Origin of the sequence: Metabacillus sp. FJAT-52054 (genome assembly GCF_037201815.1) — a bacterium.
Lineage (GTDB): Bacteria > Bacillota > Bacilli > Bacillales > Bacillaceae > Metabacillus_B > Metabacillus_B sediminis.
In genome coordinates this window covers 1,547,434-1,570,929 of sequence record NZ_CP147407.1, presented here as the reverse complement: position 1 = coordinate 1,570,929, position 23,496 = coordinate 1,547,434, and the positions used below count along the sequence as shown (strand labels likewise).

Genomic DNA, 23,496 nt, shown 5'->3' with positions numbered 1-23,496 from the left:
GAGGGATGGCTGTCCTTTGCGGGGTTACAGAATAAGGACAAATTTTCGATAAACGATACAAACACCTTGAAGAAGTCATGATACAGGTATTCCCATAAAGAGGATTAAGAAAGGTGATAGGATTGCAGCGTTTTAAGGAAAGCTTTTTTGACAGTAATTTGGTAATGGTATTAATTTTAATTATGTGTTCAAGCTGTATTGCCATATACAGTGCGCAAAGCCATGGTCAGTACAATGAGAATTTTCTAATCAAACAAATATTATGGTTTGCTATAGGTGCTATTATCATTGCAGGAGTTTTAACATTCGACTTTGAACAAATTGAGAGACTTACTCCATTTCTCTATGGCTTCGGATTGCTGATGCTCGTATTAATCCTGGTTGCTCCTGCCAGTCTGGTTCCCGAGATAAATGGAGCCAGAGCATGGTTTAAAATTCCAGGAATTGGTTCAGTCCAGCCTTCCGAATATATGAAGATATTCGTCATACTGATGCTCTCGTATATAACGAAAAAACACAGCGAATCACATGAGATGGGCGATATATACAGCGATTTAAAGTATCTTTTAAAAGTCGGAATAACCTCAGGCGTCCCCATCCTTTTAATTCTGAAGCAAAATGATTTCGGAACATCACTGGTTATTTTAGTTATTACAGGAACGGTTATTTTCGTTTCGGGTATCAGCTGGAAAATAATCAGCGTGATCGTGGGATTTGCCGTTACTGCTGTCTCCACCCTTGTCTTTTTATTTCTATATAAAATGGACTGGCTGCTGCTTTTTGTGGATCAGTATCAAGTAAATCGAATCTATGCATGGCTGGATCCGGCAAAATACGGCTCGGATATCAGCTATCAGCTGAAACAATCCATTACCGCAATTGGTTCCGGTATGATCTCTGGAAAAGGCATCGGCGGCGGCGAGGTCTATATTCCGGAAGCACATTCTGATTTCATCTTTACAATGATCGGAGAGGAATTTGGGTTTATAGGAGCTTGTATTGTCGTTTGTTTATATTTCATCCTCATTTATCGAATTGTCATCATCGGGTTTAATCAAATGAAAAACATGTTCGAATTATATATTTGCGTGGGTATGATTGGTTTGATTATGTTCCACGTATTTCAAAACATCGGCATGGTAATAGGACTTCTCCCTATTACAGGAATTCCCCTCCCTTTACTAAGCTATGGGGGAAGTTCGGTGCTGGCAACGATGTTCGGTCTTGGATTGATTCTGAATATCTCTTATCAGCAAAAACGTTCAATGTTTTCAGGAGATAATTAAATCGTAAAAAGGCAAGCAGCCCCCGTTCATTCAATGAACGGGGGCTTTTTGTATGCTGCTTCAGACATAGGTACCTAAAAGTAACGTATAGTCTTTTATTGCACTAGGCACTATACTTATCATATAAGCATTATAAAAAGGCGGTGTGACGAATGAAAAAATACAATATACCTGTTGAAGCAGCACTCGAGGTGATTGGCGGAAAGTGGAAGGTAGTTATACTTTGCCACCTTATTAAAGCGAAACGCAGGACCGGTGAACTAAAACGGCTGATGCCCGGAATTACGCAAAAGATGCTGACTCAGCAGCTTCGTGAGCTGGAAGATGACGGTGTCATTGAAAGAAAAGTTTATAATCAAGTGCCTCCAAAGGTTGAATACTTCCTTACTGACTACGGCTGGTCTCTTAAGGAAATTCTTGATTCGCTGTGTGCCTGGGGAGAACAGCATATTGAACGCGTCTACCCTGATAAGAGCGAAGTGCTTATGCCGGAAGCAGAAGAAGAACTCCATATCCATTGAAAAAGGATGGCCCGCATAAGGCCATCCTTTTCGTGCTTTAACAATACAGGGATCATCAAAGAATGCTTCCTTAATGAAATTAAAGTGAAAACCGCTTAAGCTATTTGCCCATGCGATGATAAGTCAGCCTCTGTTCTTTAAAGGCCGGGTGCCCTCCTGTTCCATTTCGTTATTAAGCAGCCTTGCATAAATTCCTTCTCTTTCAAGCAATTCTTTATGAGTACCTCTTTCAGCAATGATGCCTTTGCACAACACAAATATTTCGTCTGCCTGACAGACCGCTTCAACAGAATCATCCAAAATTATGATTGCTCTGCTGCCTTTCATTCCTTTAATGCCCCGATAGATTTTTTGTCTAGTCTGAATGTCCACTTCACTTGCAGCATCATCCAGTATAAGGATACCCGGATTTACACATAGTGACCTCGCAATTGCAAGACGCTGCATTTGACTATTCGAAAACCCCGAGCCCAGAAGAACCGTATTATATTGTTCAGGCAGTTCCATGATAAAGTCATGCGCATGAGCAAGCTTTGCAGCCTTTATAATCTCACTCATAGGTGCCTCAGGTTTTGAAAAGGCAATATTTGCTTTTACGGTATCTGCAGTTAATGATGAATATTCAAAAACCGCGGCAATCGATGCAGCCGGAGGCTTTTGATTCAGCTCTTCACCATCAAACGTTATCCGTCCCCGTTCAGGAGTATAAAACCCGGTCATCAAATGGGCCAGCGTTGTTTTTCCAGACCCGGATTTTCCAATTATTCCAATGGTTCTTCCCGGGGTCATCATAAATGATATCGCATTGACCGCGTGCATGCTGTTTTGGCTGTAAGAAAAAAACACTTCTTCAAGTAGCATATATCCCCTTCTCAATCTTGGAGTCAAAGCCTGGGAAGCCTGATTAGAGGACCTCAATACCTTGAGCAGCCTGCCGGAAGATGATTCTGCCAAATGCATTTGAGTAAGCTCGTTGCAAAAGACTGGTAAAAAATACAGGATCATGCCCCATAAAACCATTACTGCTATGAATTTTCCTATTTCCAAAATACCCGTCCAGGCAATAAGTCCCCCGCACACAAAGAAAAAGCCTGCCCATAGAATTTCTGCATACGTTAAGCCGCTGCGGCGAGGAAGAAATGCATTCAGGCCGGTCCCATCATCATTCGCCTTACTGATTAAGGAATCGAACTCGTTTCGTTGTTTATGAATCAAAGCCTTTTCCGACTGATACAATACAAATCCCCAAGCCGGGAGAACAATCAATGCCGAAAGGAAGAGAGGAACGGAAAACATAAACATAACAACCAGATACATGGCGGATAAAAGAAGGAAATGAATGAGCTTAAAGATCCCTTCCGAAAAAAATAACCGGATTCTGTATACATCCGATTCGAAATCTGCCATTAGCTGATCTACCCGTTTTTCATCAAAAGAATGGCAGGAAGACTCCCTTAGCTTCTTATACATTTCCGAATTAAGAGTTTCTGCTATTTTTACCCCTTGCCTGTTGCGCTTTTTTTTGTGAAGAGCCCAAAATAGGCAGCCAACGATCAGGATCCCTGCCATTGATCCAGCTGTCCCAGCAGATATCGAAGCATGATGATCTAATAGATTATCAGCAACCTGCTCCAGGAGGATAAGTGAGCTTGAGATGATGCACTGAAAAAGAAACAAAAATAAAATGGACTGATAAAAATTTCTTTTATAGATACCGCAATAATAAGCTAGTTGTTTAAAGTCATTCATTGATTCATCCCCGATCTTGCTGAAAGCAAACTGCCATATTTTTCAATGTACACAATAATATATCGGTATACAGTGAAATTAGCCAGACCATTCGATGAAATTCTTTAATTCACGACCTACGATGCAGGCTATCTTTCATATAAATGATCTGCCCCCGCAATATTTCCGCAAAAAAAACATGCAGCGCCACGCTGCATGTTTCGTTTTATTTCAACCTTTTATTCCATTCCGCTGCGGTATTTACCGCTGCAGCATCATTCAAAACCTCACCCGGTTTATTTCCCTCACCAATCAAATACCCGTTAAATTCCATTCCCATATACTCCATTATAAAGGAAAACTGCTGTACAAGAGGCAGGGCTTTTAATTTGGGCTTGTCACCGCCCGCGATGATAACTATGCCTCTCTTGCCTTTAACAAGCTCTTTAAAGGAATATCGTTCCTCCCTCAAGCTTTGAGACCATCTGTCAACGAATGTTTTCATTAATCCGGACATCCCATACCAATAAAGAGGGGTGACAAATACCACAAGATCCGCTTCCATAAACCTTTCGATGACTTCATCATAATCATCCTCCACCGGTTTAAAGCCTTCTGCTTCATGGCGTCCATCCTCAATTGGCATAATTTGATAGTCTTTTAGCCAGACAGAATCATGATTGACTCCATCCAATACTTTCTCTGCCAGCAGATGAGAGTTCCCTTCTTTTCTTGAACTTCCATAGATAGCTAATATCTTCATACTCAATCTCCTGCTTTCTTTTTTGCATCCTGTAATAGGCCGCGTATCACATCAGTTTTCGCCTCTGCATAGCGATTCCCATGTGACCATTCGTGCATGCTCAGATCTTTTTTCACTTTTGCATAAATGTCTCTTGCAGCATCGTTCCTCTTTAAATACTCTCTGAAAAGCAAGTGCTCATTCCACCACTCCGATTCAATGGGAACAATGTGAAGATGACTGGAACGATTCTTATGAACAACTTCTCCAGGTTCAACACCCTTTTTCGCGCCTATGAAGAATCGTCTAAAGGGAATTTGCTCATTGTATACCGGCATAGAAAAGAATTCCGTACCTTCCAGCAGTCCTGCTGAAACATCCAGTTCAGCTTCTTCTTTTAAACCGGCCATAATATCAATGATAGGTTTTGCACATAATCCGGGTACAGCCGTGCTTCCAATGTGCTCAATTTCAGGTTCAAGCGGGGCAAGCAAGTGCTTAAGCCGCTCCTTAAGCAGTGAAAATTCTTCCTGCCAGCTCTCCTGATAAGGAATGATCTCAATTTTCATCGTTGTATATATCCTTCATTAAGCTTCCATACATTTACTGAGTGAGCACAAACTTTCCCGCCAATTGAAAATAACTTAATCGCAGTGCTAGTTCTCTCTGGATAAATTCTAGAGGTCATAACCGCTTCTCCCCGATTTGCAAAAATCTCTGCCGATGATTGGTCGAGAAAAATATGAAGCTTGACCCTATCAGTTCTCGACAGGTCCGCTTCACGTATTCCACCGCCAGGACCCCTGCCGCTCTTCTCCCTGTTCAGAAAAAGCTTAGAAGATGTCAGGTCAACCGTAACAACCGTTTCCTCTTCAGCACCGCATCTCAGCTTTAAACCAAATGCCTGGAGAGCCGGATCTTCAACTGTAAATTCCACTATGATCTCAGCCATATCAGCGAACCCAATCGTACATTCTTCTTCAACTGTAATTTCCTGCATGGAAACCTTTTTTTCACCCCTGAGAGATTCAAGCTCCGCAACCGGGTTCATAAGCACGCGTCCTTCTTCGCTTAGTGAAAGAACACGGGGTATGGTTAATGCACCCGCCCATCCATCGTGTTTTGATGGCATATCCTGTTCCCACATATCCATCCAAGCAATCAGAATGCGCCTTCCGGTATCATCCAGAAACGTTTGGGCTGCATAAAAATCATGCCCCTTATCCAGCTCCTCAAAACGCCCATAGTCAAACTTCAGCGTTTCATAGGAAAAGTCCCCAACAAAATAGCCAGTCTGCTTTAAATTAGCGTAGAGAGGCCCTTCCTGTTCCATTCCTTCAGGAGAGATGAGAAGAACATGTTTCCCCCCCAGCTCAAATATGTCAGGGCATTCCCACATATACCCCAGGTTTTCGTTTCTATTTTCAGCCAGGACTCCGCAGTATTCCCAGTCTGTCAATTTTTCTGAACGGTAAAGAACAACCTTGCCTAACCCATCTTTTTGTGTGCCAAGCACCATATACCAAAATGAACCCTCTTTCCACACCTTAGGGTCTCTGAAGTGACTTGATCCATCTTCAGGCACCGATTCCAAAACGGGATTTTGAGTATCCTTAATAAAGGAAATTCCATCTTCGCTTCTCGCTATACACTGAACCTGCTTCAGTTCCTTTTGCTGATCATCCAGCCATACATTGCCGGTGTATATAAGAGTTAACAACCCATCTTCCACTACAGCACTTCCTGAAAAGCATCCATCACGGTCATACTCCTCAAAGGGCGCCAGAGCAATCGGAAGCTGTTCCCAGTGAACAAGATCCTTGCTTTTCACATGCCCCCAATACATCGGGCCCCAATCCTCTCCAAACGGATGATGCTGATAAAACACATGATATTCTCCCTTAAAATGAATTAATCCGTTAGGATCATTGATCCAATTAGAAGGGGCACTAATATGATAGCCAAGTCTATGTGAACTCTCTCTAATCGCTGCTCCTTTTTCAGAAACCGCTGCATCTGCTGATTGAATCTTCATTATGTAATCCTGATTCAATTTAAAATCCCCCTATTAAAGCGCTATCATTTCAATGCTGATTTCATCAATCATCGCATGTATGTGATGATCTTTCCAGACAGTTTCAGAAAAAAATATAAAAAAGCCTTGATTCATAAAAATGAATCAAGACTTTAGACGGTTAAGTCAGAAAATTAAAGTTTAGTAACGTTTTCTGCTTGAGGTCCGCGTTGGCCTTCAACAACGTTGAATTCAACTTTTTGGCCTTCTTCAAGAGTTTTGAAACCTTCACCTTGAATAGCGCTGAAGTGAACGAATACATCGTTTCCATCTTCAAGTTGGATGAATCCGAATCCTTTTTCTGAGTTAAACCATTTTACTGTACCTGTTTCCATGTTGGTACCTCCAAAAATTTATTTATGCGCATTTCCTTTACCTGTGTAAATAAAAAATTCACATACAATAAGCAGCATCCCTAAAGTGTCACGTGAGATACATCCCTATTGTATGTGAACTTCAAGAGGAAATGGAACACTTTAACTTTACAAGTATCATCATACTATATTTAAATAAAAAGTACAACCTTACTTGAAAATTATTTCGAATCGGAGTTGAATTTTATTATGAAATGGCTTTGGTTCATACTCGTTGCCTATGCCCTGTTTTTAGCTCCCGGGCAGGGTGGACTCCAGGATCCGGTCCTTAAAAGCTTATTAGCTGGAAATTACAAGGAACTTGATCCGCTAATTATGATGGTATTCTCTTTTCTTGGAATTTTTCCAATTGTCTGGTCAGGATTGTACCTTCGCCAGGATCATTATTCTGTACCGGCATGGCCATTTGCTTTATTATCATTTGGATTAGGTGCATTCTCCCTTTTGCCCTATTTATTTTTTAAAGGGAAAGACCGCAAGAAGCGCAGTAACGTTAGAAGAGCAGGCAGAATCCTATTAAGCAATCTAGTCATCCTGCCACTCCTGCTGGCGACGTTATCCTTATATGTATACGGACTGTTTCAAGGCAGATTCAGCGCTTATCAGGAAGCTTTTATGCAATCCAAGCTTGTCAGTGTAAAGACTGCCGACTTCATCGTGCTTGTTATTTACTCCTATTGGTGGATGAAAAGAGAGAAGCCCGGTTCTGAAAAATGGTGCTTATTTCCTTTGGCAGGATTACATATAGCCATCTTACAATCCAAACGGTCCCATCATTCCGGAATAGAGGATAAATCATGAACCCATACATGAGCATTCAGTCAAATTGAAGAGCGGTTCAACGTATTGAAAGTGAATATACATAACTTCGGGGACAGTGTACAGCCCATCCTCAGGCTGCTATTGATAAAACGCAAAGGGGAGATTAAAACAGCCCGGTGTTCATAATTGAACACCGGGCTGCCATTTATTCAGCGTTTTCTGTTTCGGAAAGGACGCGGTTAACACGCTTTTCAAGCATTTTCATTCCGCTTCCCCCGGCTTGGAAATGACGCAGATTGCCTTCTTTGTCAAAAACATAATAAGCTGGTACATATTGATTTTCGAAAGCATCCGTCAGTTTATGCTCACTATCAACGAAAATCGGCTGATGGATCCCATGCTCTTCGGCTGTCTTTTTAATCGCATCCAGACTTAGATCATCTTCTGAACGCGGCATATGAACAGCGACGACATTCAATTTGTCTTTATATTCATCACGGAACTGGTTAACCTGAGGCATAGCTTCCTTGCAAAGATGGCAGCTAACAGACCAGAAATGGATTAATGTAGGTTTTTCCCCTGTAAGCTCCTCTTTTGTTACCTGGCCATTCAGCCATTCCACTGCGCCGTTCAGTTCCGGCATTGGTTCACGTAGTTTCATAATAGCCCTCCTGCATTTTTTAGTAAGAAAAAGGCCTAACAGCAGTTAGACCTTCAGCTATTCAATTAAAGTGTAGCTTGTCCTGGCTTCCAGTTAGCAGGGCAAAGTCCGCCAGTTTGAAGCGCTTGAAGCACACGAAGTGTTTCATCCACGTCACGGCCGATGTTGTTGTGGAATACGGTTTGATATTGAAGCTCGCCTTCAGGGTTGATAATGAAAAGCCCGCGAAGTGCTACGCCTTCTTCTTCAATTAGTACTCCGTAATCACGTGATACAGCGTGATTCGTATCTGCAGCAAGCGGATAACGAAGATCTCCAAGACCATTCTCTTTACGATCTGTGTTGATCCAAGCTAAGTGAGTGTGGATTGTATCTGTAGAAAGACCGATTACTTCAGCATCAAGATCTTCGAACTCATCATAGCGGTCAGACATTGCTGTGATTTCAGTCGGGCAAACAAATGTGAAATCCATCGGATAGAAGAAAAGAACGGTCCACTTATCGTTTTTCATGTTCTCTTCAAGACTTACTTTGCCAAACTCTTTGTTAGCCAATACGGCTTCCATTTCAAAACGGGGTGCTTGTTTTCCTACCATACGTTCTGCCATTATGTATCCCTCCAGTATTTATTAAAGCAATTGAGAAAAAAAATGGTCTTTTCTCAACACCTATTCATTTTTCACATTGCCTATTATAGCAGATAGCTATTTTTAGTCAATGTTAAATGATAATTAATTTAATTAGCGGATATACTGATTAACACTCTATTTGTTATACCCTAAATCATGCAAAACATGAAGGTTTTTGTTTTTATTAAGAAAAAACCTATGTTAAACTGGTCAATGAATTTTCATTTCCCGGAGCAATTTAAGTTTAACATGCTTGGGGAAGGGTAACAAAATGATTAGCTTATCCCCTATTGTTTGGAAAGAAAGGAAGATGCAAATGGATATAATACAGAAAATCAACTGGGCTGGGCTGCTGACAAATGCAGGAATCATCACACTTAAACTCGTCATCATATTAATCGCCTTCCTTATTGTCAAAGCAATCGGAAGCCGTCTAATTGAAAGAACCTTCCAAAAGGTTCAAAACCGTCAGCAGGTATCCCCCGGCAGGGCAATGACCCTTCAAAGTCTGTCCTTAAACGTTTTTGGATACATATTGGTTTTTATTTTCGTTGTAATGGTTTTTCAGGTCTTTGAATACGATGCCACTGCCCTCTTGGCAGGAGCCGGTGTCGTAGGGCTTGCTATTGGCTTTGGTGCACAGGGACTTGTCAGTGACGTTGTAACTGGATTTTTCCTGCTTCTTGAACGCCAGCTGGACGTCGGAGACTATATTACGACAGCTGGTTTCTCTGGAATCGTTGAACAGGTTGGCCTTCGAACTACCCAAATCCGCGGGTTTGACGGCACGCTGCACTACGTCCCGAATCGGGAGATCACAAATCTTAGCAACCATACCAGGGGCAACATGCGCGCACTTGTGGACATTGGAATTTCTTATGACGATGACATTGACTACGCAATTAAAGTGATGCAGGATGTGTGTGATAAAGTGGCAGCCGAAACGCCATCAATTGTAGAAGGACCAAACGTCATCGGTGTACAAACTCTTGGAGCCTCAGACGTAGTGATCCGGGTTATAGCAAAAACAGAAAACGGAGAACAATGGGGAGCCGAACGCATACTAAGAAAAGCATTTAAAGAAGCTTTTGATGCTAATGGCATTGAAATCCCATTTCCTCATCAGGTTTATATGGAGAAAAAAGAGCCTTCAGGTAACGCATGATAAAAGAGCCATTGAGGCTCTTTTTTTCTAGTGTTTTTGCCTGGCATCGCACTCTTTCCCCTTCATGCCTGGCATCCCACTCTTTTCCCCTTCATGCCTGGCATTCTTGCCTGGCATCGCACTCTTTTCCCCTCCGTGCCTGGCATTCTTGCCTGGCATCGCACTCTTTTCTATCCATGCCTGGCATTCTTGCCTGGCATCGCACTCTTTCCCTCGTGATGCCTGGCACCAAACTCTCATATCCCCCTTGTTAACCTCTTGCCCAGCCATTCCAAACAAAAAAGCCAGCTGCGCTGGCTTTTTACTGATTAAGACGATGCTGTACCTGCTGGCAAATTTCTTCAGCTGATAATCCGCTCGCTTCAATAACAGAACCTTCTGTAACTGTGTTGCTGATTCCCATGATGTTATTATCCTGACCGGTTACAATGCAGCAGTCACAGGATTTGGCATCCTCTTCACTGCGGATCTGCACCACATCATAGCCCATCGATTTAAGCGCTTCTTCTACATTGGTTAATGATTGTTCTACACCTATTCTTGGCATAAAAACACCTCCTGTCTGATAAGGTGCCTCAAATCGGAGGTGTTTATTCCACAATTTAGGATTTGAATGAAAAATATTCGGTCATTGTGCGAAGGGCCGTTTCCATTGCTGTTTCATCAGGCTGGAGTCTGCTATGATGGAGACCGTATTCCGAGCCGGTGCCAAGCCAAAACATGAAGCCTGGTATTTCTGATAGAAAATATCCAAAGTCTTCTCCTGTCATCGCTTCCTTGCTTTCTTCAAATTGAACAAAAGAAAGCCCGTCCGCAAACTCCATAAATTCCTGAGTAAGCTCAGGTTCGTTAAATACTTGGTAATACATTGCCCCGTAATCTATCTTTGCTTCACATTCATAGCCCATTTCAAGTCCTTTTACAAGGGCTTCTATTCTTTCTTTTACTTTACCCATGGATTGTGCAGAAAGGGTTCTGATTGTCCCTTCCAGCCTTGCATTTTCAGCAATAATATTTTGTACCGTGCCGCCTGTTATTTTCCCTACCGTAATGACAGCACTGTCAAGCGGATCGACGTTTCTTGAAATGATGGTTTGAAATTGCCCGACCAGCTGGCTTGCGGCAACGATCATATCTTTAGCTGTATGAGGATAGGCGGCATGACCGCCTTTCCCTTTCAAATCAATAAAAAGCTCTGACGTATTGGCAAAAAGCAAGCCGGGTTTCGTTCCAATGGTTCCCGGTGTAAGGTCAGGGGCAATATGAAGAGCTGTAATGAAATCAGGCTTCCAGTCAAGGAATTCCTTGCTTTCCATCATCGGCTTTGCACCGCCCGGCCCTTCCTCTGCCGGCTGAAAAATAACAAGGAGGTCATCTGCAATTGGATGAAAGATAAAGTGCTCTGCAATAGCAAGCCCGATCGTCATGTGGAAATCGTGGCCGCATGCATGCATCATCCCTTCATGGGCTGATGAAAAGGAATAGCCTGTTTCCTCTGTAATTGGAAGTCCGTCAATATCCGCCCTGTAGCCCATAATTTTTGAAGGATTCGTTCCTTTTACTTTAACAAGCAATCCTGTTCGCCATTTCTTTAATTCATACCTGTCTGCAGGAAGCTGTTCAAAGAACTGAAGCAGATATTTTTGGGTTTTGAATTCCTGAAAACCAAGCTCAGGTATTTGATGAAGATCCCTGCGGATCGCAGTCATTTTTTCCAGCGAGAGCATTTGATCAGCCTCCAAAAGATATAGCAATGCGCGGATGAAAGACACCCGCGCACAGCATATGCAGCTTCTTACAGTTGACGAAGCTCCTGTTTGATTTCAATTTTAGATTTTGTTTTTTCATCAATATCTTTAATTTTCTTAGCAGGGGTTCCAGCAACTACTGTGTAAGGGGCTACGTCTTCAACTACAATTGCTCCAGCTGCAACAACTGCTCCTTTACCGACTGTTACGCCTTCAAGGATTACAGCGTTTGCTCCAACCAATACATCATCTTTAATCACAACAGGCTTTGCGGAAGGCGGCTCAATGACACCTGCAAGTACGGAACCCGCACCGATGTGGCAGTTCTTTCCAACGGTTGCTCTTCCGCCAAGAACCACATTCATATCAATCATTGTTCCTTCTCCGATAACAGAACCGATGTTAATGGAGGCACCCATCATGATTACGGCGTTGTCTCCGATTTCAACTTGATCACGGATAATGGCGCCAGGCTCAATGCGCGCTTTAATTCCTTTCATATCAAGTAATGGAATCGCTGAGTTGCGGCGGTCATTTTCTACAACATAGTCTTCAATCTTGCTTTCATTGGCTTCAATTGCTTCTTTAATGTCAGTCCATTCACCAAAAACGACTCCGCTGCCGCCATTTAAAAAGGTTTTAGAGGAAGCCCCGAAATCGATTCCTTCAACATCACCTTTAACGTAAACCTTTACAGGTGTGGATTTCGTGCTATTTTGAATAAATGAAATAATCTCATTTGCATCCATCATTTTCATATGTATCGTCCTCCATCTAGTTTATTATCTTTTTTACTCTATCAAACGGAGCGGTTAATTGACAAGCATATTCATCACAAAGCCCATTCTGTTTTGAGACTGCCTATAATCTTAGTGCTAAACGGTCACTTTTGCAAAAATGATAAAGAATATGGCCAGCTGAATAAAAATCACTATACTTGGAACGACGATGATCAGATCAAAAATCAGGAATACGCCCAAAGTAGCCAGAAGAAAGAAAAGATGATACATGGTTAGCCGCTGAGTGATAAAACGGAACCTATGAAACACAAGAGTTGTTGAAAAGAAATACAGAAAAGCGGCTGCAAAAGATATCAATAATAAAAACGGATAGTCAATCTTATGAAGAAAAGCTAATTGAATAGCAGCTGCCATTGCGCTTAGCGACATAAAGATAAATAAATGTCCGTATATAATGGTCTGCCCGGTTGTTTTCTTTTCTTTATCTACTCTTTTTTCAATGTTGTCAAAGTATTGCCACCACATCGCTATCACTACTGCTAATGATACAATAGCAAATACGATTGCATTGAAATCTCCTTTTTCAAGATGCAGAATCGCAATTAAACTAACAATGGATTCTCCAAATAAAATGATCGTAAACAATCCAAAACGCTCCAGCAAATGAGGAGCATTGGCAGGAGATTTGGCCAAAAATTTACGCCCCAGAACAGGTAAGGCAATATCGGCAAAAATACCAAGGTATAAAAGAAAATATCGAAGCCAGGAATCAAAGAAAATGGAAGACCCGGAGATAGTTATTCCAATTAAAAAGGCAAAGCCCAGATATTTTGCAGCTGGCTTGCTTGAATCATCTACCCGTCTGAGAACCCATAAGTACTGCATTGAGGTTAAGAAACGAATTCCTGAATACCCAATTAGAAAAGGCAAGTAATAGGGGTCAAAATCAAAAGAAAGACTTGCTGTCATTAATACTACAAAAATCATTTGAATGATCATAAATATTCGCTGGGTAAAACAATCCTCTCCAAACCGGTTAATAAACAGCGTCTGGCCAACCCATGCCCACCAAATAGGAACGAAAATTAAAACAAACTTGAACAAATATTCAGCCGGTACCATCCCTTGTTCCACATGCAGCAGCAAGTGGGTGGCTTTCGCAACAGCAGCCACAAAAATCAGGTCATAAAAAAGTTCTAGCCACATTACCTTTTTCACTTCCATGGATTCCCTTCCTCCTTTGGCATGTTAATCATTCTTATATTTTCTTGATAAATCAGTAGCAGGATAAGCAAGTGAAGGTCAAAAAGAATCCAAGGCTTTCAAATTCCGTTTTCCCGTTCTGCTTCCTTAGACCAATCTTCGACTACCTCTAAAAAAGCCTGGACCTGCTTCAGCTGGAAAGCTGCCTCATATCCGAGCATCCATGTGTCCCTCGCAATCGGCTTACCTTCAGGATCCGTGAGCGGGACTTTGTAAATCGGCTCATTCTCATCAAGTGCCACAGACGGGAGGATCGCATACCCTATGCCGTTATAGGCCATTTGTTTGCATGTTTCAATCTGGTCAACTACAATAGTCCGCTTAGGCGAGGTTTGAAATTTCCGGTGCCACCAGTCCTGTATTTCCTGATAGTAGGTGGAATCACTGCGGAATTGGATAAAAGGACGCTCTGTTGTCATCAGCTCTTCAGCATTGCGGAGTTCCGTGTCTACAAGATACAGTTCATCACTCAGCAAATGCTTTTTCACCCCGCGCCATTCGAGATTTCCTCTGACAATGCCTATATGAACATTGTCTTCATATAAACTTTTTATGATCTCGCTGCTCCATCCTGTTATGAGGGAGATTTTAGCCTGGGGATATCTTTGAACGTATGTTTTTAGCACCTTTGGGAGCCAATGCTGTCCAATAATAGAGGCGACGGCTAGTCTTAGCGTTCCGCTGACCTCCCCTTCCAGGGATGAAATCTCCTCTCTTACTTTTTCTTCACGCAGAACCATATCCTTGGCATACGTAACTATTTTTTCTCCTGCTGGTGTAAGCGTAAGCCCTTTTTGTGACCGGATAAAGATTTTGGCTCCCCAAGCTTTTTCAATGGATTGCAGTCGCTGCGACAGGGCTGGCTGGGAGACGAATAATCGTTCAGATGCTTTTCTCATATTCATTTCTTCTGACAGGACAAGCAGCATTCTTAATTCTGTAATTTGCAAGGCGTTCCCTCATTCAATAAGTTTTTCTTATATTATATGCTAGTTTTTTCGTAATTTCATTATGTTTCGGTTCAGAATATAATGGATGTACAGAGGGGGAATGCATATGGAGTGGCCGCTTCTCTTTATCGGAGCCATCACTTCTTTTCTTGGGACATTTGCCGGAGGAGGCGGGCTGATTGGAATGCCGGCAATGATTTTGTATGGACTTCCCATTCACCAAATTATCGCTGCTACAAAATTTTCAAACACAATCAGCTCATTTTCAAGCTTTTTCTTTTTCCTGAAAAGTGATGAATTAAAGATGAAAGAGGTCATCAAGATCATTCCTTTCGCCTTGGCAGGAGGAATCACAGGGGCGCTTCTTGCAGGTGCAATACCTGAAAAATTCATGAATGGCATCGCTCTTATTCTTTTGGCCTTTGCGCTTCTTCTAAGCTTGATAAAAAATCCGCAAAAAAACAGCCATCAGAGCAGTAAGCTCCCGGCCAAGTCATTTCCCATGATATTTGGAATCGGTGCTTATGACGGACTTTTCGGTCCAGGCCAGGCTACATTAAGCATGTACATGTATTTTCAGATCGGCCTATCCTATCTCCAATCTATAGCCTACACAAGGTTCCAAACCTTCATAAGCTGCATTGGAGCTTTTACCATGTATTTATCGGCTGGACTGGTCAGTTTTAAAGTAGCCATTCCGCTCGCCATTGGTTCATTGATCGGTGCACAGCTTTCAGTCAGGACCGCTAAACATATTTCTTTTGCCTCGGCAAAATGGATTATCAGAGGGGTTACCTTATTATTAATTGGACAAATCGTTTATCAGCTTATTCAATAGGGGGATAGCATCATGAACAAGTTTAAATTTATTAGAATCGATCACGTGCAAATTTGTGTTCCCTATGATTCTGAAGAGAAAGCAAGAGAATTCTATTTGGAAACACTTGGGTTTAACGAAATGAGTAAGCCGGAAAGTTTAAGCAAGAATGGGGGTTTTTGGTGCCGGGCTGGTGAAATAGAGGTGCATATCGGATTAGAAGATATGCAACTAATAAGAAGCAAAAGGCACCCTGCATTTGAAATAGCAAATATTGAAACAGCAAGAAATCTGCTTCATGAGGCAGGAGTAATCATGAACGAGGAGCCTCCAATCTCCGGTAGAGACCGCTTCAGTTTTGCGGATCCGTTCGGAAACCGGATTGAATTTTTGCAGTACAAATAAGTCCGGCATTCAGACTGACACCCTCCTCTTAGGTGGCAGGAGGGTGTCAGTCAGCCCTTATTTAATCTTTTCACATGGCGGTCCAGCTGTTTCAGGATTTCACGCCTTGTAAAGATTCCTTCGAAATACCCTTCTTCACTCACAACACAAACAAAAGGGTGGTCCACGACAATTTCAAGTCCTTTAGCTGCAGAATCGGTAATTTTAAGTCTGGGAATATCAAGGTTCATAACCTCGGACACCTTAATCTCTTCAAGCCTTTCAGCTTCAATCCGTTCAAGACCCATAATGGCATCAATAATCATATTTGTACCGACTAATCCGTGTAATTTGTAGGATGAATCAAGAACCGGAATGGCCGTATAGCCCGTTCTTGTCAGCACAAGAAGGGCGTGCTCCAAGTTATTCCCCAGCTGCACGTGGGCAACTTTGTCGCCCGGAATCATTAAATCCTGAATGTTAATTTCCATAATTTTTTCAGCGCGAAGAGTAATCATTGCTGTACTTCCTCTCTATTTTGCAGATAGCGTATTTCTAATACCCGTAGTTATCACAATTTAAACAATCGGTCAAAAAAAAACGGTACCCGACTGGAGTACCGTTCTCTATGTAATCACATCATTCAAAACGAATTCGGTCATAAAGAACTGTGAGCTGTTTGTAAGTTTCCATATCTACAGCTTTCTCACCGTTTTCAATATCGTTCAGTTCACTGCTCAATAGCTCAATGGCATACTCTTGCTTCATTAACAAACTGATTAGTAATTCCTGCTCTTCATTTGAGAGTCTTTTATCTGCCAAACCCATCTTTTTGCCCCCCTGCTGCCTGTTGTCACTACAAGCATAATCAAAGGGGTTTTCTTCGTCAAACGCAATTTTCGACATACTTTTTCCTTATTTTGTATATCGATTTGCATAGCTGAAGGCTGTGTAAGAATCTGGTTTAATTCTCGCTTCGACCCCCATTGCTGTAATTCTCCCTGTCATTTCCTGAATGAGGTCTTTCGTAACGCCTTTTCTTCCGATATCCAAATGGATTTCGAAGGAAAAATCAGCCCCTTCATCTGAAAACGGGATGAGAATATCAGTCAGTTCTCCCAAATAAAGGGTGATGAAAGAATAAGCCAATTCTTGACTGAGCGCGGTTTCCGTCGAAATTTTTTCATGTACACTAGTAATCGGCCTGGGCAGGATATAATTTTTCAGACATCCCCAGGCCCCTTTTCCCACTCGATGAAGATGAATGGCTGTAATAAATTTCGTTTCCTTGTAATGAACATGGGAGTCTGTACCGATCGACAACACATAAACAGAGCGCGGATCCTTACGAATAAAGGATTTCAAGCGTGATATTACATCCTGAAGTGTCATGTTCTCTTCCGTTACATTATAAAAGGCAAACGTATCGCTCATCATGCATCTCCTTAAAAGGTTCTTGTTAACCTTATACGCAATCTAAAACCGATATGTTATCCTTTTCTCCCAATCATGTTAAAAATATGTAAATGCCTAATTAGGCTTGTAAAAGGTCGAAAATTTCAATAGCAATGATATCAATATTATCAAATTGATATGTCTGCGGTTTTCCGCCTTTTTCAAATACTTCAAGTTCAAACATTTCGTTTTTCTCGAAATATTTCACGCTGCAGCGCTTCTCACCTTCAACTTCAAAAAAACGCTGGGAAGGTTCATTCCCCACTGCTGTTTCCTGTAGACTTTGTAGACGGCTGATAATACCTGTTAATTGAGACATTTTTTTCTCCTTCCAAAGAACAACCTGTTCTTATCAGTTATTTTCCTCATATTTGCTATTCTTAACCATATTGCTTCATCCTATTTCTATTAGAAAGTTTACCACATTTGCCTTCAGGATAATATGTCCGCAGTCATCTAATTTTCTTTCAGCTTTTGCCGGACAATAATAAAAGAGGAATGGCAAAAGGGGGAAGGAAAATGGGATTTGTAAAACAGTGATCAGACCCAACGCATGATTGGTACTCATTACTTAGGGAATAAGAGCGGGACATCTCCATATTTGCTTCTTGAAGGTTTATTAAGAACATTATGATGTTCTTTTTGATCCGGTTCTGCCTGTCCAAGAAGAACGGCTTCTAATTCTTAAGGATAAAAAAAACAACTGGCGATTAGCGAAAATTGTGCACTGGAGTTTATTGATTCACCCGGACATGCCAATCATCATTTCAGCATATTTGATCCAATAAGTAAAGGGATTTTTACCGGAGAGGTTCTAGGGATTTTTAATGAGGATGATTTATTCCGGTGGTTTTGCTCCCTTCCACCTCTCCTAACCAGTTTAAGTATTGCATGTTAAACAGAGAAAGAATGAAAGAAACGGGTGTTCAAAGCTCTTAAAGACAAAATCATTCCCTATAATCATCCTGTATATGATATTCTAAGTCTTGATTTGTCTGTAAGCGCAATGGGACTTGTCCGTTAATATCATAGTTTGAGCATAAAGAAAGCAGGGATAAATATGACTAAAAAGGTTTTGGTGTACACTCAGCCTGACTGTCCCCCATGTAAAATCGTCAAGCAATTTTTGGATCACCACCATGTGATGTTTGAAGAGATAGATATCACGAAGGACGAAAAAGCGAGAGACCACTTAATTAACGTCTTGCAATCCTATTCTACACCTACGGTTACTGTGGATGAGGTCGCTGTTAAAGGTTTTGATCTTCCTGCACTTGAAAAATTAGTCCTGTAAAAAGAAGAAGCCGACCGGCTTCTTCTAAATGCCCGCTGATCTTTGTAGACGGCGGGCAATTTCCTGAAAATCCTCCTCCGAAATTCCCGGAGCGAACTCTTCAGGAATCTCTTCAAGGTCTGGGACAGGTACACCTTGAGGATGGCCAATTATCACTTCGAGAGGCTCTCCCTTTGGCCCCCTTCCCTTCCAGATTTTATCGATATCCCTATAATATTGATCACTGAACGTATAAAGCCTTCTATTCACTCCTAAATCTTCAAACTTTTTAGCAGAAGCAAATTTCGAATTATCCAGATTTGGAATAGGGAGCATTTTCATTACATCAACGCCTGTAGCTATTTCCAAAGCTTTTGCATAAGCAACAACATGCACGCCCCCCCTTACAAGCAGGTAGCCGATCATTTCCCTCGCAACAGGGTTATCTGTCATTTCATATACCCTCATCTTGTGAGTGCGCGCTCCGCATTCCAAGAAAAAGTTGTGAAGGAGATCAAGCACAAGATTACCGCTGTTGAATACGTTATCTCCAGTCCACGCCCGCCCCATTGAGTCAAAAGGAAAAGCGGTTTGAGCAGTAGAGATAAAATGCAGCGTGTTTCTTTTATTGACTGCTTCTCTCATAGGGGTAGAGTCTGGCGGACCAGGGTGAGTGGTCCCAATAATCATCAGATTAATTGTATTTGCCACAAGCTCTACATGACCCATTTCTTCTGCGGTTATACTTGCTACAAGATCATAGAATGGCTTTAGCTTTTTTTTGCTGCGAAAATTAAAAGACTGGTACAGATAATTATTTAAGGTAGACATCTCACCGAATTTTCCACCAAGCAGCTCCTGCACTGCCGCTGCTGCATTTGCATCTGGATTTTTGGGCTTTGGAAGATCAATGAGCAGGCGGTCGATACGAGTAAACACGCAAATTCCTCCCTTTTATAAGGCACTGTTATTTACCTATGTGGGAGGTGCATGGCCATATTCTTTATTTAAGACAATTCTTCAGGCTATAATTGATACCCTTAAATTAATATCTTTCTCTAATATTTAAAAATATGGCTCTGTTAAAGCCTGATGTTGATTTTTAACACCTGTTGATTGGAGTGGAAGGCGCGAGACTCCTGCGGGAGCAGCGGGACAGGTGAGACCCCGCAGGCGCAAAGCGGCGAGGAGGCTCACCGCCCGCCCCGCGGAAAGCGAGCGCCTGCAACGGAAATCAACAGCCAAGTTTAACAGAGCTAAAAATATAAGAAAAAACCCGGTCAAAAAGGACCGGGTAGATTATTCCTCACTTTTTGGGGGCGCGGGAACGTAAGGCAGTTCATTTATAAGTAAATGATAATGATTATCATTATCTATGTCAACATCCATTTTACTTTGGTTCCTCTATGCTTTCCGTGATGGAGGACACCTTCCATTTCCCACCCGTTTTAGTCAATGTTACTGCTTCATAATGATTATCGTAAGAAACGGGTCCCTCATCTGTTTTTTCAAAAAATTGATAGATAATTCTTTTATCACCCTTATCCTTGAGTTTTGTCTCTGGACCATAGCTGAAAAACGGAATGGAAAATATAGGGAAATCAGTGCCGTATACGATAAATTGTTTTTGCCCTTTCACAGCATTATGCTTTAAATAGATATCTGCCATATCATCCGTAAAATATGGAGCCAGAATACGTTTCATTTCTGATTTGGTGCGTTCTTTGCTGCTTAGTGAAATTTGAGTCTGATATGCAGCCTGAAGCATGTTAAAAGAACGCTGCTTTACAGTAGTTTGATCCTGAACAGATTGATGCGGACGATCGGTTTTAACCGATACGGTTTCACCTGTGGCCGGGGATCCCATTGAAAAAAATAAAACAGATGCTGCAACAATAGTTGATAACGCTTTCATCATTTATTCCTCCCTATCATCCTTTAGCACATCGATGTAATTTACCGGCTCCAATCATTTATATCTTTGTTATTCCACTATTTTTTAAAACGAAACGTAAAAAAACAGAGCGTGTGAAAATACTCTGTTTCCTAATAACCACCATATTTAAAAACAAAATAAAGAATCAGTACGATTACAAGAAGCCCCGCTCCTAAATAAACGAGAAAAATCGGGTTAAATAGATAGGGGTGTGCTTGAACAGGCTTTGGAGCTGAAACATCAAATTCCTTGTTCCTGGCCTGTGTCCAAATCCCAGTACGGAATGTGATAACAAGTCCTGCCAGCAATATAAGCAGAGCAATGACACCTAAAGCTATCATAAATGCCTCCATTATTTTTCCCTTATTGTCTGCCTATTGCGGAATTTCATTCACAGCATCCCGTTTTGATCGTAGAGGTACTGATAGGGCAGATCAATAAAAAGGTAATGGCCATCATCGAGAGGGTAAGAGTAAGTTCGGATGGTTTCACCGGTTTCGATGTCGCTGTATAAATCACTAAAGAAGCCTTTTCTGCCAATTCTCATCTTCATGAGATTTTCTAAGAAATACGGGCGCCAGCTCCAATTTTTATTCTTATATTGCTCCTGAAAGACCCAGCCATCGCTCCCCTTGAAAATATTGCCGGTTGTCTGGAAACCATCTGAGTCACAAATATAAATACGGAAGCTGCAATCGGAAAGCTCTTTAGACAGGATGGTAATTAATTTGTCCTGGCTGTCGCACAGCTTTTCATTGATTAGGGCAAGATGATGAACTCTTTGATAAAATTGTTCGGATAACTCATAAAAGGTTTCTAATTTCTTCTTCTCATGAACGATAAAGTGATGAAATTCACTGGAAAGCTTCTTTTTCAATAAATCCTTTTTAAGAAACTGTGCTTCCGGTTTGGTTAAGTAAAAGCCCTGGAAATAGCGCCCCCCGTTTCTCCAGGCATACTGAAGCTGAAAATTAGCCTCAATATCTTCAAAAAGAATGGACGCACCTATTTTTCTTGCAAGCAATGATATGGAATACAGCACATCATTGTAAGATGCGGATGCAGAAGTCATTCTTAGCGGCTGAAGATCAATTTTCAAAATGTCTGGTGAAAGCTTGCCAATTCGATCCAGGTTACTGCTTTCCCTGCCAATATTAGCAGCAGCAAGTTTAATTCCGTATGTCCTGTAATAAAGAATCAGATGCTGAAGACGCTCAATATCCCCTTTAAACTGATGCTCTGTTACCTCGATAGCAATTTGCTCAAGCTTCAAGCCTTTTGCCTGAAAACGCAGCAATAGTTCAAGAAAGCTTTCTCCGTGATCCATCATAAGTAAATTAGCATCCCGGTTAATAAAAATTAGGGCATCCAGCTTCTCTGCAAGGGCATACTCAAGTGCCTGTTCAACTATGTAATCATCAATCTCAATTTTGTATTCATCGGGAACATTTTCATCCTCAAAAAAATCCTCAAGACTTAAAATCTCCCCACGGGACTGGATTCTCCCAAGCACTTCATAACCTGCAATGGTTTGTTCATCGGCACTGAATATAGCTTGATAGTACGGCACAACATCTTGTTTATTCGAAAGAATATCCAGAGCATCCATGCTTCTTTCCCCCTCATTCTGTCTCTATTATGCAAATTATATCATAATTCTGACGGGGAGCTCTTTGTCCAATCCTACCCTTTTTTTGCCGGCAAGTGGTTTCTATTAAGAATGAATTTTCAAGAACGTGCAGCGTTATGGGTGTTGTTAAATCCCTGTATCTGGCCGGTGGTACTTTAATTACGACCGTTCCGCTTTTCAATTTAGCCAATGATCCCCCCTTTTGCAGCCGGTCATTACAGGCTTTGTCCGTAAAGGGGACAGTCAAGTTCGCCGGCTGCGATCATCATTGATTCAGAATGCTGATCCTTACGCTCAAAAGGGCGGAACCTAAGAAATCCATCTCTTTGTCGAACTAAGCCAAATAGTCGATATCCGCTCAAAATAGCCGATATCTTTCCCGCTGCCCCACGAGGAACCTGCTCTAATTAAAAAACCTGCAGAAATTCTGCAGGCTGATCTTCTGTCAAAATGGATGCTGATTAAGCCATTGACCCCCATCCATCGTGATGCATTCTCCATTAATATATGCAGCTTCATCTGACATTAAAAAGGCAGCAATACCTGCGATTTCTTCAGGGGTTCCAAGCCTTTTTAACGGAACGCTTGCTAGTGTGCGTTTAGCTGCTTCTTCTGATTCCCACAATTTATCGGCTCCGCCTGTCCGCTCAATTGGTCCAGGCGCTATTGCATTCACCCTTATGCCATAGCGGCTGCCCCATTCAACAGCCAATGTGCGTGTCATGGAATGTACACCTGCTTTTGCAGCTGCTGAATGAATTACTCCGGCTCCCGCTCCCCATGCATATGTAGCAAGCATGTTGATGATTGCCCCTTTTTGTTTTTGCTCAATCCAATAGTTTCCAACACTGGAGCTTAAATAAAATGTTCCATTTAGGACGATATTGATTACGGAATTCCAGCCGTTAACCGATAGTTTTTCTGCTGGGCATATAAAATTTCCTGCAGCATTGTTGATGAGCCCGTCTATTCTCCCGAATTGGGCATGAACAGCCTGGACGAGCTCTAATGCTTTTTCAGACTGTCTGACATCCATTGCAAAAGTCATAACCTGCCCCTCCGACTGCTGAATCTCTTTTTTCGTTTGTTCAAGCGTTTCCTCAGTTCTACCGGTTATAACCACATTTAGTCCATCCTGTGCAAATCGTTTTGCCATGGCTTTTCCCATTCCGCTGGATCCGCCCGTAATGATTATAACTTTTTCTCCCATGAATAATCCCCCTCATTTAGTGAATGAATACTCATTCATATCTTAGCATACACAGCCATCCATTTTGAACTATTTTCTTCTTGTCCGCCATTCGATCATTTTCTTAAAAAAACCATGGTATAATTAGTCATTACTTATTAGGATGGTA

At 41.7% G+C, this 23,496-nt stretch carries 29 protein-coding genes; 7 read left to right on the top strand and 22 right to left on the bottom strand.

The window, feature by feature from the left end:
* The first annotated feature begins 113 nt into the window (after nucleotides 1–113).
* Both WCV65_RS08325 and WCV65_RS08320 read left to right on the top strand, forming a co-directional pair.
* Nucleotides 114–1,286: an FtsW/RodA/SpoVE family cell cycle protein gene (locus WCV65_RS08325; RefSeq protein WP_331712018.1), complete on the top strand. Its 1,173-nt coding sequence runs from the start codon at nucleotides 114–116 to the stop codon at nucleotides 1,284–1,286.
* A gap of 152 nt (nucleotides 1,287–1,438) precedes the next feature.
* Nucleotides 1,439–1,807, top strand: coding sequence for a helix-turn-helix domain-containing protein (locus tag WCV65_RS08320; RefSeq protein ID WP_035403879.1), 369 nt, complete (start codon nucleotides 1,439–1,441; stop codon nucleotides 1,805–1,807).
* A 123-nt stretch (nucleotides 1,808–1,930) separates the two neighbouring features.
* On the opposite strand, the gene WCV65_RS08315 is transcribed toward WCV65_RS08320, so the two are convergent.
* The 5 genes from WCV65_RS08315 to WCV65_RS08295 all read right to left on the bottom strand — a co-directional run bounded on the left by WCV65_RS08315 (nucleotide 1,931) and on the right by WCV65_RS08295 (nucleotide 6,686).
* Nucleotides 1,931–3,556, bottom strand: coding sequence for an ABC transporter ATP-binding protein (locus WCV65_RS08315; RefSeq protein ID WP_338781520.1), 1,626 nt, complete (start codon nucleotides 3,554–3,556; stop codon nucleotides 1,931–1,933).
* Nucleotides 3,557–3,761: 205 nt separating this feature from the next.
* Nucleotides 3,762–4,298 carry a flavodoxin family protein gene (locus WCV65_RS08310; protein ID WP_338781518.1) on the bottom strand — a complete coding sequence of 179 codons (537 nt, stop codon included), beginning with the start codon at nucleotides 4,296–4,298 and terminating at the stop codon, nucleotides 3,762–3,764.
* A gap of 2 nt (nucleotides 4,299–4,300) precedes the next feature.
* A complete protein-coding gene (locus tag WCV65_RS08305) occupies nucleotides 4,301–4,846 on the bottom strand; it encodes a GrpB family protein (protein WP_338781516.1) in 546 nt (181 codons plus the stop codon).
* The gene (locus tag WCV65_RS08300; protein ID WP_338781514.1) at nucleotides 4,843–6,330 is read right to left on the bottom strand and encodes a glycoside hydrolase family 32 protein; all 1,488 of its coding nucleotides are present in this window, start codon (nucleotides 6,328–6,330) and stop codon (nucleotides 4,843–4,845) included. The genes WCV65_RS08305 and WCV65_RS08300 overlap by 4 nt, the downstream gene beginning before the upstream one ends.
* A gap of 155 nt (nucleotides 6,331–6,485) precedes the next feature.
* Nucleotides 6,486–6,686, bottom strand: a complete 201-nt coding sequence (locus WCV65_RS08295) for a cold-shock protein (protein WP_035403871.1) — start codon at nucleotides 6,684–6,686, stop codon at nucleotides 6,486–6,488.
* A gap of 228 nt (nucleotides 6,687–6,914) precedes the next feature.
* Between WCV65_RS08295 and WCV65_RS08290 the strand changes: the two genes are divergently transcribed.
* Nucleotides 6,915–7,526 (top strand): hypothetical protein, encoded by a 612-nt coding sequence (locus WCV65_RS08290; protein WP_338781512.1) that lies wholly within the window; start codon nucleotides 6,915–6,917, stop codon nucleotides 7,524–7,526.
* A gap of 166 nt (nucleotides 7,527–7,692) precedes the next feature.
* Here the strand turns inward: WCV65_RS08290 and WCV65_RS08285 are convergent, their stop codons facing one another.
* Nucleotides 7,693–8,148: a TlpA disulfide reductase family protein gene (locus tag WCV65_RS08285; protein WP_035403867.1), complete on the bottom strand. Its 456-nt coding sequence runs from the start codon at nucleotides 8,146–8,148 to the stop codon at nucleotides 7,693–7,695.
* Between the two features lie 65 nt (nucleotides 8,149–8,213).
* The gene (gene ahpA, locus WCV65_RS08280) at nucleotides 8,214–8,756 is read right to left on the bottom strand and encodes a biofilm-specific peroxidase AhpA (RefSeq protein WP_035403865.1); all 543 of its coding nucleotides are present in this window, start codon (nucleotides 8,754–8,756) and stop codon (nucleotides 8,214–8,216) included.
* A gap of 337 nt (nucleotides 8,757–9,093) precedes the next feature.
* Between ahpA and WCV65_RS08275 the strand changes: the two genes are divergently transcribed.
* Entirely contained in the window at nucleotides 9,094–9,942 is an 849-nt protein-coding gene (locus WCV65_RS08275) for a mechanosensitive ion channel family protein (protein ID WP_338781508.1), read from the top strand.
* 27 nt (nucleotides 9,943–9,969) lie between these two features.
* Here the strand turns inward: WCV65_RS08275 and WCV65_RS08270 are convergent, their stop codons facing one another.
* The 6 genes from WCV65_RS08270 to WCV65_RS08245 all read right to left on the bottom strand — a co-directional run bounded on the left by WCV65_RS08270 (nucleotide 9,970) and on the right by WCV65_RS08245 (nucleotide 14,643).
* On the bottom strand, nucleotides 9,970–10,308 hold the full coding sequence (locus WCV65_RS08270; protein ID WP_338781506.1) for a hypothetical protein: 339 nt from the start codon (nucleotides 10,306–10,308) through the stop codon (nucleotides 9,970–9,972).
* A complete protein-coding gene (locus WCV65_RS08265) occupies nucleotides 10,244–10,489 on the bottom strand; it encodes a YkuS family protein (protein ID WP_338781504.1) in 246 nt (81 codons plus the stop codon). The genes WCV65_RS08270 and WCV65_RS08265 overlap by 65 nt, the downstream gene beginning before the upstream one ends.
* A gap of 55 nt (nucleotides 10,490–10,544) precedes the next feature.
* Nucleotides 10,545–11,669 carry an N-acetyldiaminopimelate deacetylase gene (locus WCV65_RS08260; RefSeq protein WP_338781503.1) on the bottom strand — a complete coding sequence of 375 codons (1,125 nt, stop codon included), beginning with the start codon at nucleotides 11,667–11,669 and terminating at the stop codon, nucleotides 10,545–10,547.
* A 68-nt stretch (nucleotides 11,670–11,737) separates the two neighbouring features.
* Nucleotides 11,738–12,448 (bottom strand): 2,3,4,5-tetrahydropyridine-2,6-dicarboxylate N-acetyltransferase, encoded by a 711-nt coding sequence (dapD, locus tag WCV65_RS08255; RefSeq protein WP_338781501.1) that lies wholly within the window; start codon nucleotides 12,446–12,448, stop codon nucleotides 11,738–11,740.
* 117 nt (nucleotides 12,449–12,565) lie between these two features.
* A complete protein-coding gene (locus WCV65_RS08250) occupies nucleotides 12,566–13,654 on the bottom strand; it encodes a low temperature requirement protein A (RefSeq protein WP_338781499.1) in 1,089 nt (362 codons plus the stop codon).
* A 98-nt stretch (nucleotides 13,655–13,752) separates the two neighbouring features.
* Complete coding sequence (locus WCV65_RS08245; RefSeq protein WP_338781497.1) at nucleotides 13,753–14,643, bottom strand: LysR family transcriptional regulator; 891 nt, start codon at nucleotides 14,641–14,643, stop codon at nucleotides 13,753–13,755.
* A 106-nt stretch (nucleotides 14,644–14,749) separates the two neighbouring features.
* On the opposite strand from WCV65_RS08245, the gene WCV65_RS08240 reads away from it, so the two are divergent.
* Complete coding sequence (locus tag WCV65_RS08240) at nucleotides 14,750–15,481, top strand: sulfite exporter TauE/SafE family protein (protein ID WP_338781495.1); 732 nt, start codon at nucleotides 14,750–14,752, stop codon at nucleotides 15,479–15,481.
* A 12-nt stretch (nucleotides 15,482–15,493) separates the two neighbouring features.
* Nucleotides 15,494–15,865 carry a VOC family protein gene (locus WCV65_RS08235; RefSeq protein WP_035407112.1) on the top strand — a complete coding sequence of 124 codons (372 nt, stop codon included), beginning with the start codon at nucleotides 15,494–15,496 and terminating at the stop codon, nucleotides 15,863–15,865.
* 50 nt (nucleotides 15,866–15,915) lie between these two features.
* Here the strand turns inward: WCV65_RS08235 and cbpB are convergent, their stop codons facing one another.
* The 4 genes from cbpB to WCV65_RS08215 form a co-directional block, all read right to left on the bottom strand.
* Entirely contained in the window at nucleotides 15,916–16,362 is a 447-nt protein-coding gene (gene cbpB, locus WCV65_RS08230; RefSeq protein WP_035407109.1) for a cyclic-di-AMP-binding protein CbpB, read from the bottom strand.
* A 121-nt stretch (nucleotides 16,363–16,483) separates the two neighbouring features.
* Nucleotides 16,484–16,672 carry an antirepressor AbbA gene (gene abbA, locus WCV65_RS08225; RefSeq protein ID WP_035407108.1) on the bottom strand — a complete coding sequence of 63 codons (189 nt, stop codon included), beginning with the start codon at nucleotides 16,670–16,672 and terminating at the stop codon, nucleotides 16,484–16,486.
* Nucleotides 16,673–16,759: 87 nt separating this feature from the next.
* Nucleotides 16,760–17,278, bottom strand: a complete 519-nt coding sequence (locus tag WCV65_RS08220) for a ribonuclease H-like YkuK family protein (RefSeq protein WP_338781491.1) — start codon at nucleotides 17,276–17,278, stop codon at nucleotides 16,760–16,762.
* A gap of 100 nt (nucleotides 17,279–17,378) precedes the next feature.
* Entirely contained in the window at nucleotides 17,379–17,618 is a 240-nt protein-coding gene (locus WCV65_RS08215) for a YkuJ family protein (protein WP_035407102.1), read from the bottom strand.
* 741 nt (nucleotides 17,619–18,359) lie between these two features.
* Between WCV65_RS08215 and WCV65_RS08210 the strand changes: the two genes are divergently transcribed.
* Nucleotides 18,360–18,593 carry a glutaredoxin domain-containing protein gene (locus tag WCV65_RS08210; protein ID WP_035407098.1) on the top strand — a complete coding sequence of 78 codons (234 nt, stop codon included), beginning with the start codon at nucleotides 18,360–18,362 and terminating at the stop codon, nucleotides 18,591–18,593.
* Nucleotides 18,594–18,617: 24 nt separating this feature from the next.
* On the opposite strand, the gene WCV65_RS08205 is transcribed toward WCV65_RS08210, so the two are convergent.
* The 5 genes from WCV65_RS08205 to fadH form a co-directional block, all read right to left on the bottom strand.
* Nucleotides 18,618–19,511, bottom strand: coding sequence for a manganese catalase family protein (locus WCV65_RS08205; protein ID WP_338781488.1), 894 nt, complete (start codon nucleotides 19,509–19,511; stop codon nucleotides 18,618–18,620).
* A gap of 451 nt (nucleotides 19,512–19,962) precedes the next feature.
* Complete coding sequence (locus WCV65_RS08200; RefSeq protein ID WP_338781486.1) at nucleotides 19,963–20,490, bottom strand: DUF3993 domain-containing protein; 528 nt, start codon at nucleotides 20,488–20,490, stop codon at nucleotides 19,963–19,965.
* A 128-nt stretch (nucleotides 20,491–20,618) separates the two neighbouring features.
* Nucleotides 20,619–20,849, bottom strand: coding sequence for a hypothetical protein (locus tag WCV65_RS08195; RefSeq protein ID WP_338781484.1), 231 nt, complete (start codon nucleotides 20,847–20,849; stop codon nucleotides 20,619–20,621).
* A 50-nt stretch (nucleotides 20,850–20,899) separates the two neighbouring features.
* Complete coding sequence (locus WCV65_RS08190; protein WP_035407087.1) at nucleotides 20,900–22,117, bottom strand: EAL-associated domain-containing protein; 1,218 nt, start codon at nucleotides 22,115–22,117, stop codon at nucleotides 20,900–20,902.
* 466 nt (nucleotides 22,118–22,583) lie between these two features.
* Nucleotides 22,584–23,348, bottom strand: coding sequence for a 2,4-dienoyl-CoA reductase (fadH, locus tag WCV65_RS08185; protein WP_338781482.1), 765 nt, complete (start codon nucleotides 23,346–23,348; stop codon nucleotides 22,584–22,586).
* Nucleotides 23,349–23,496: the final 148 nt, after the last annotated feature.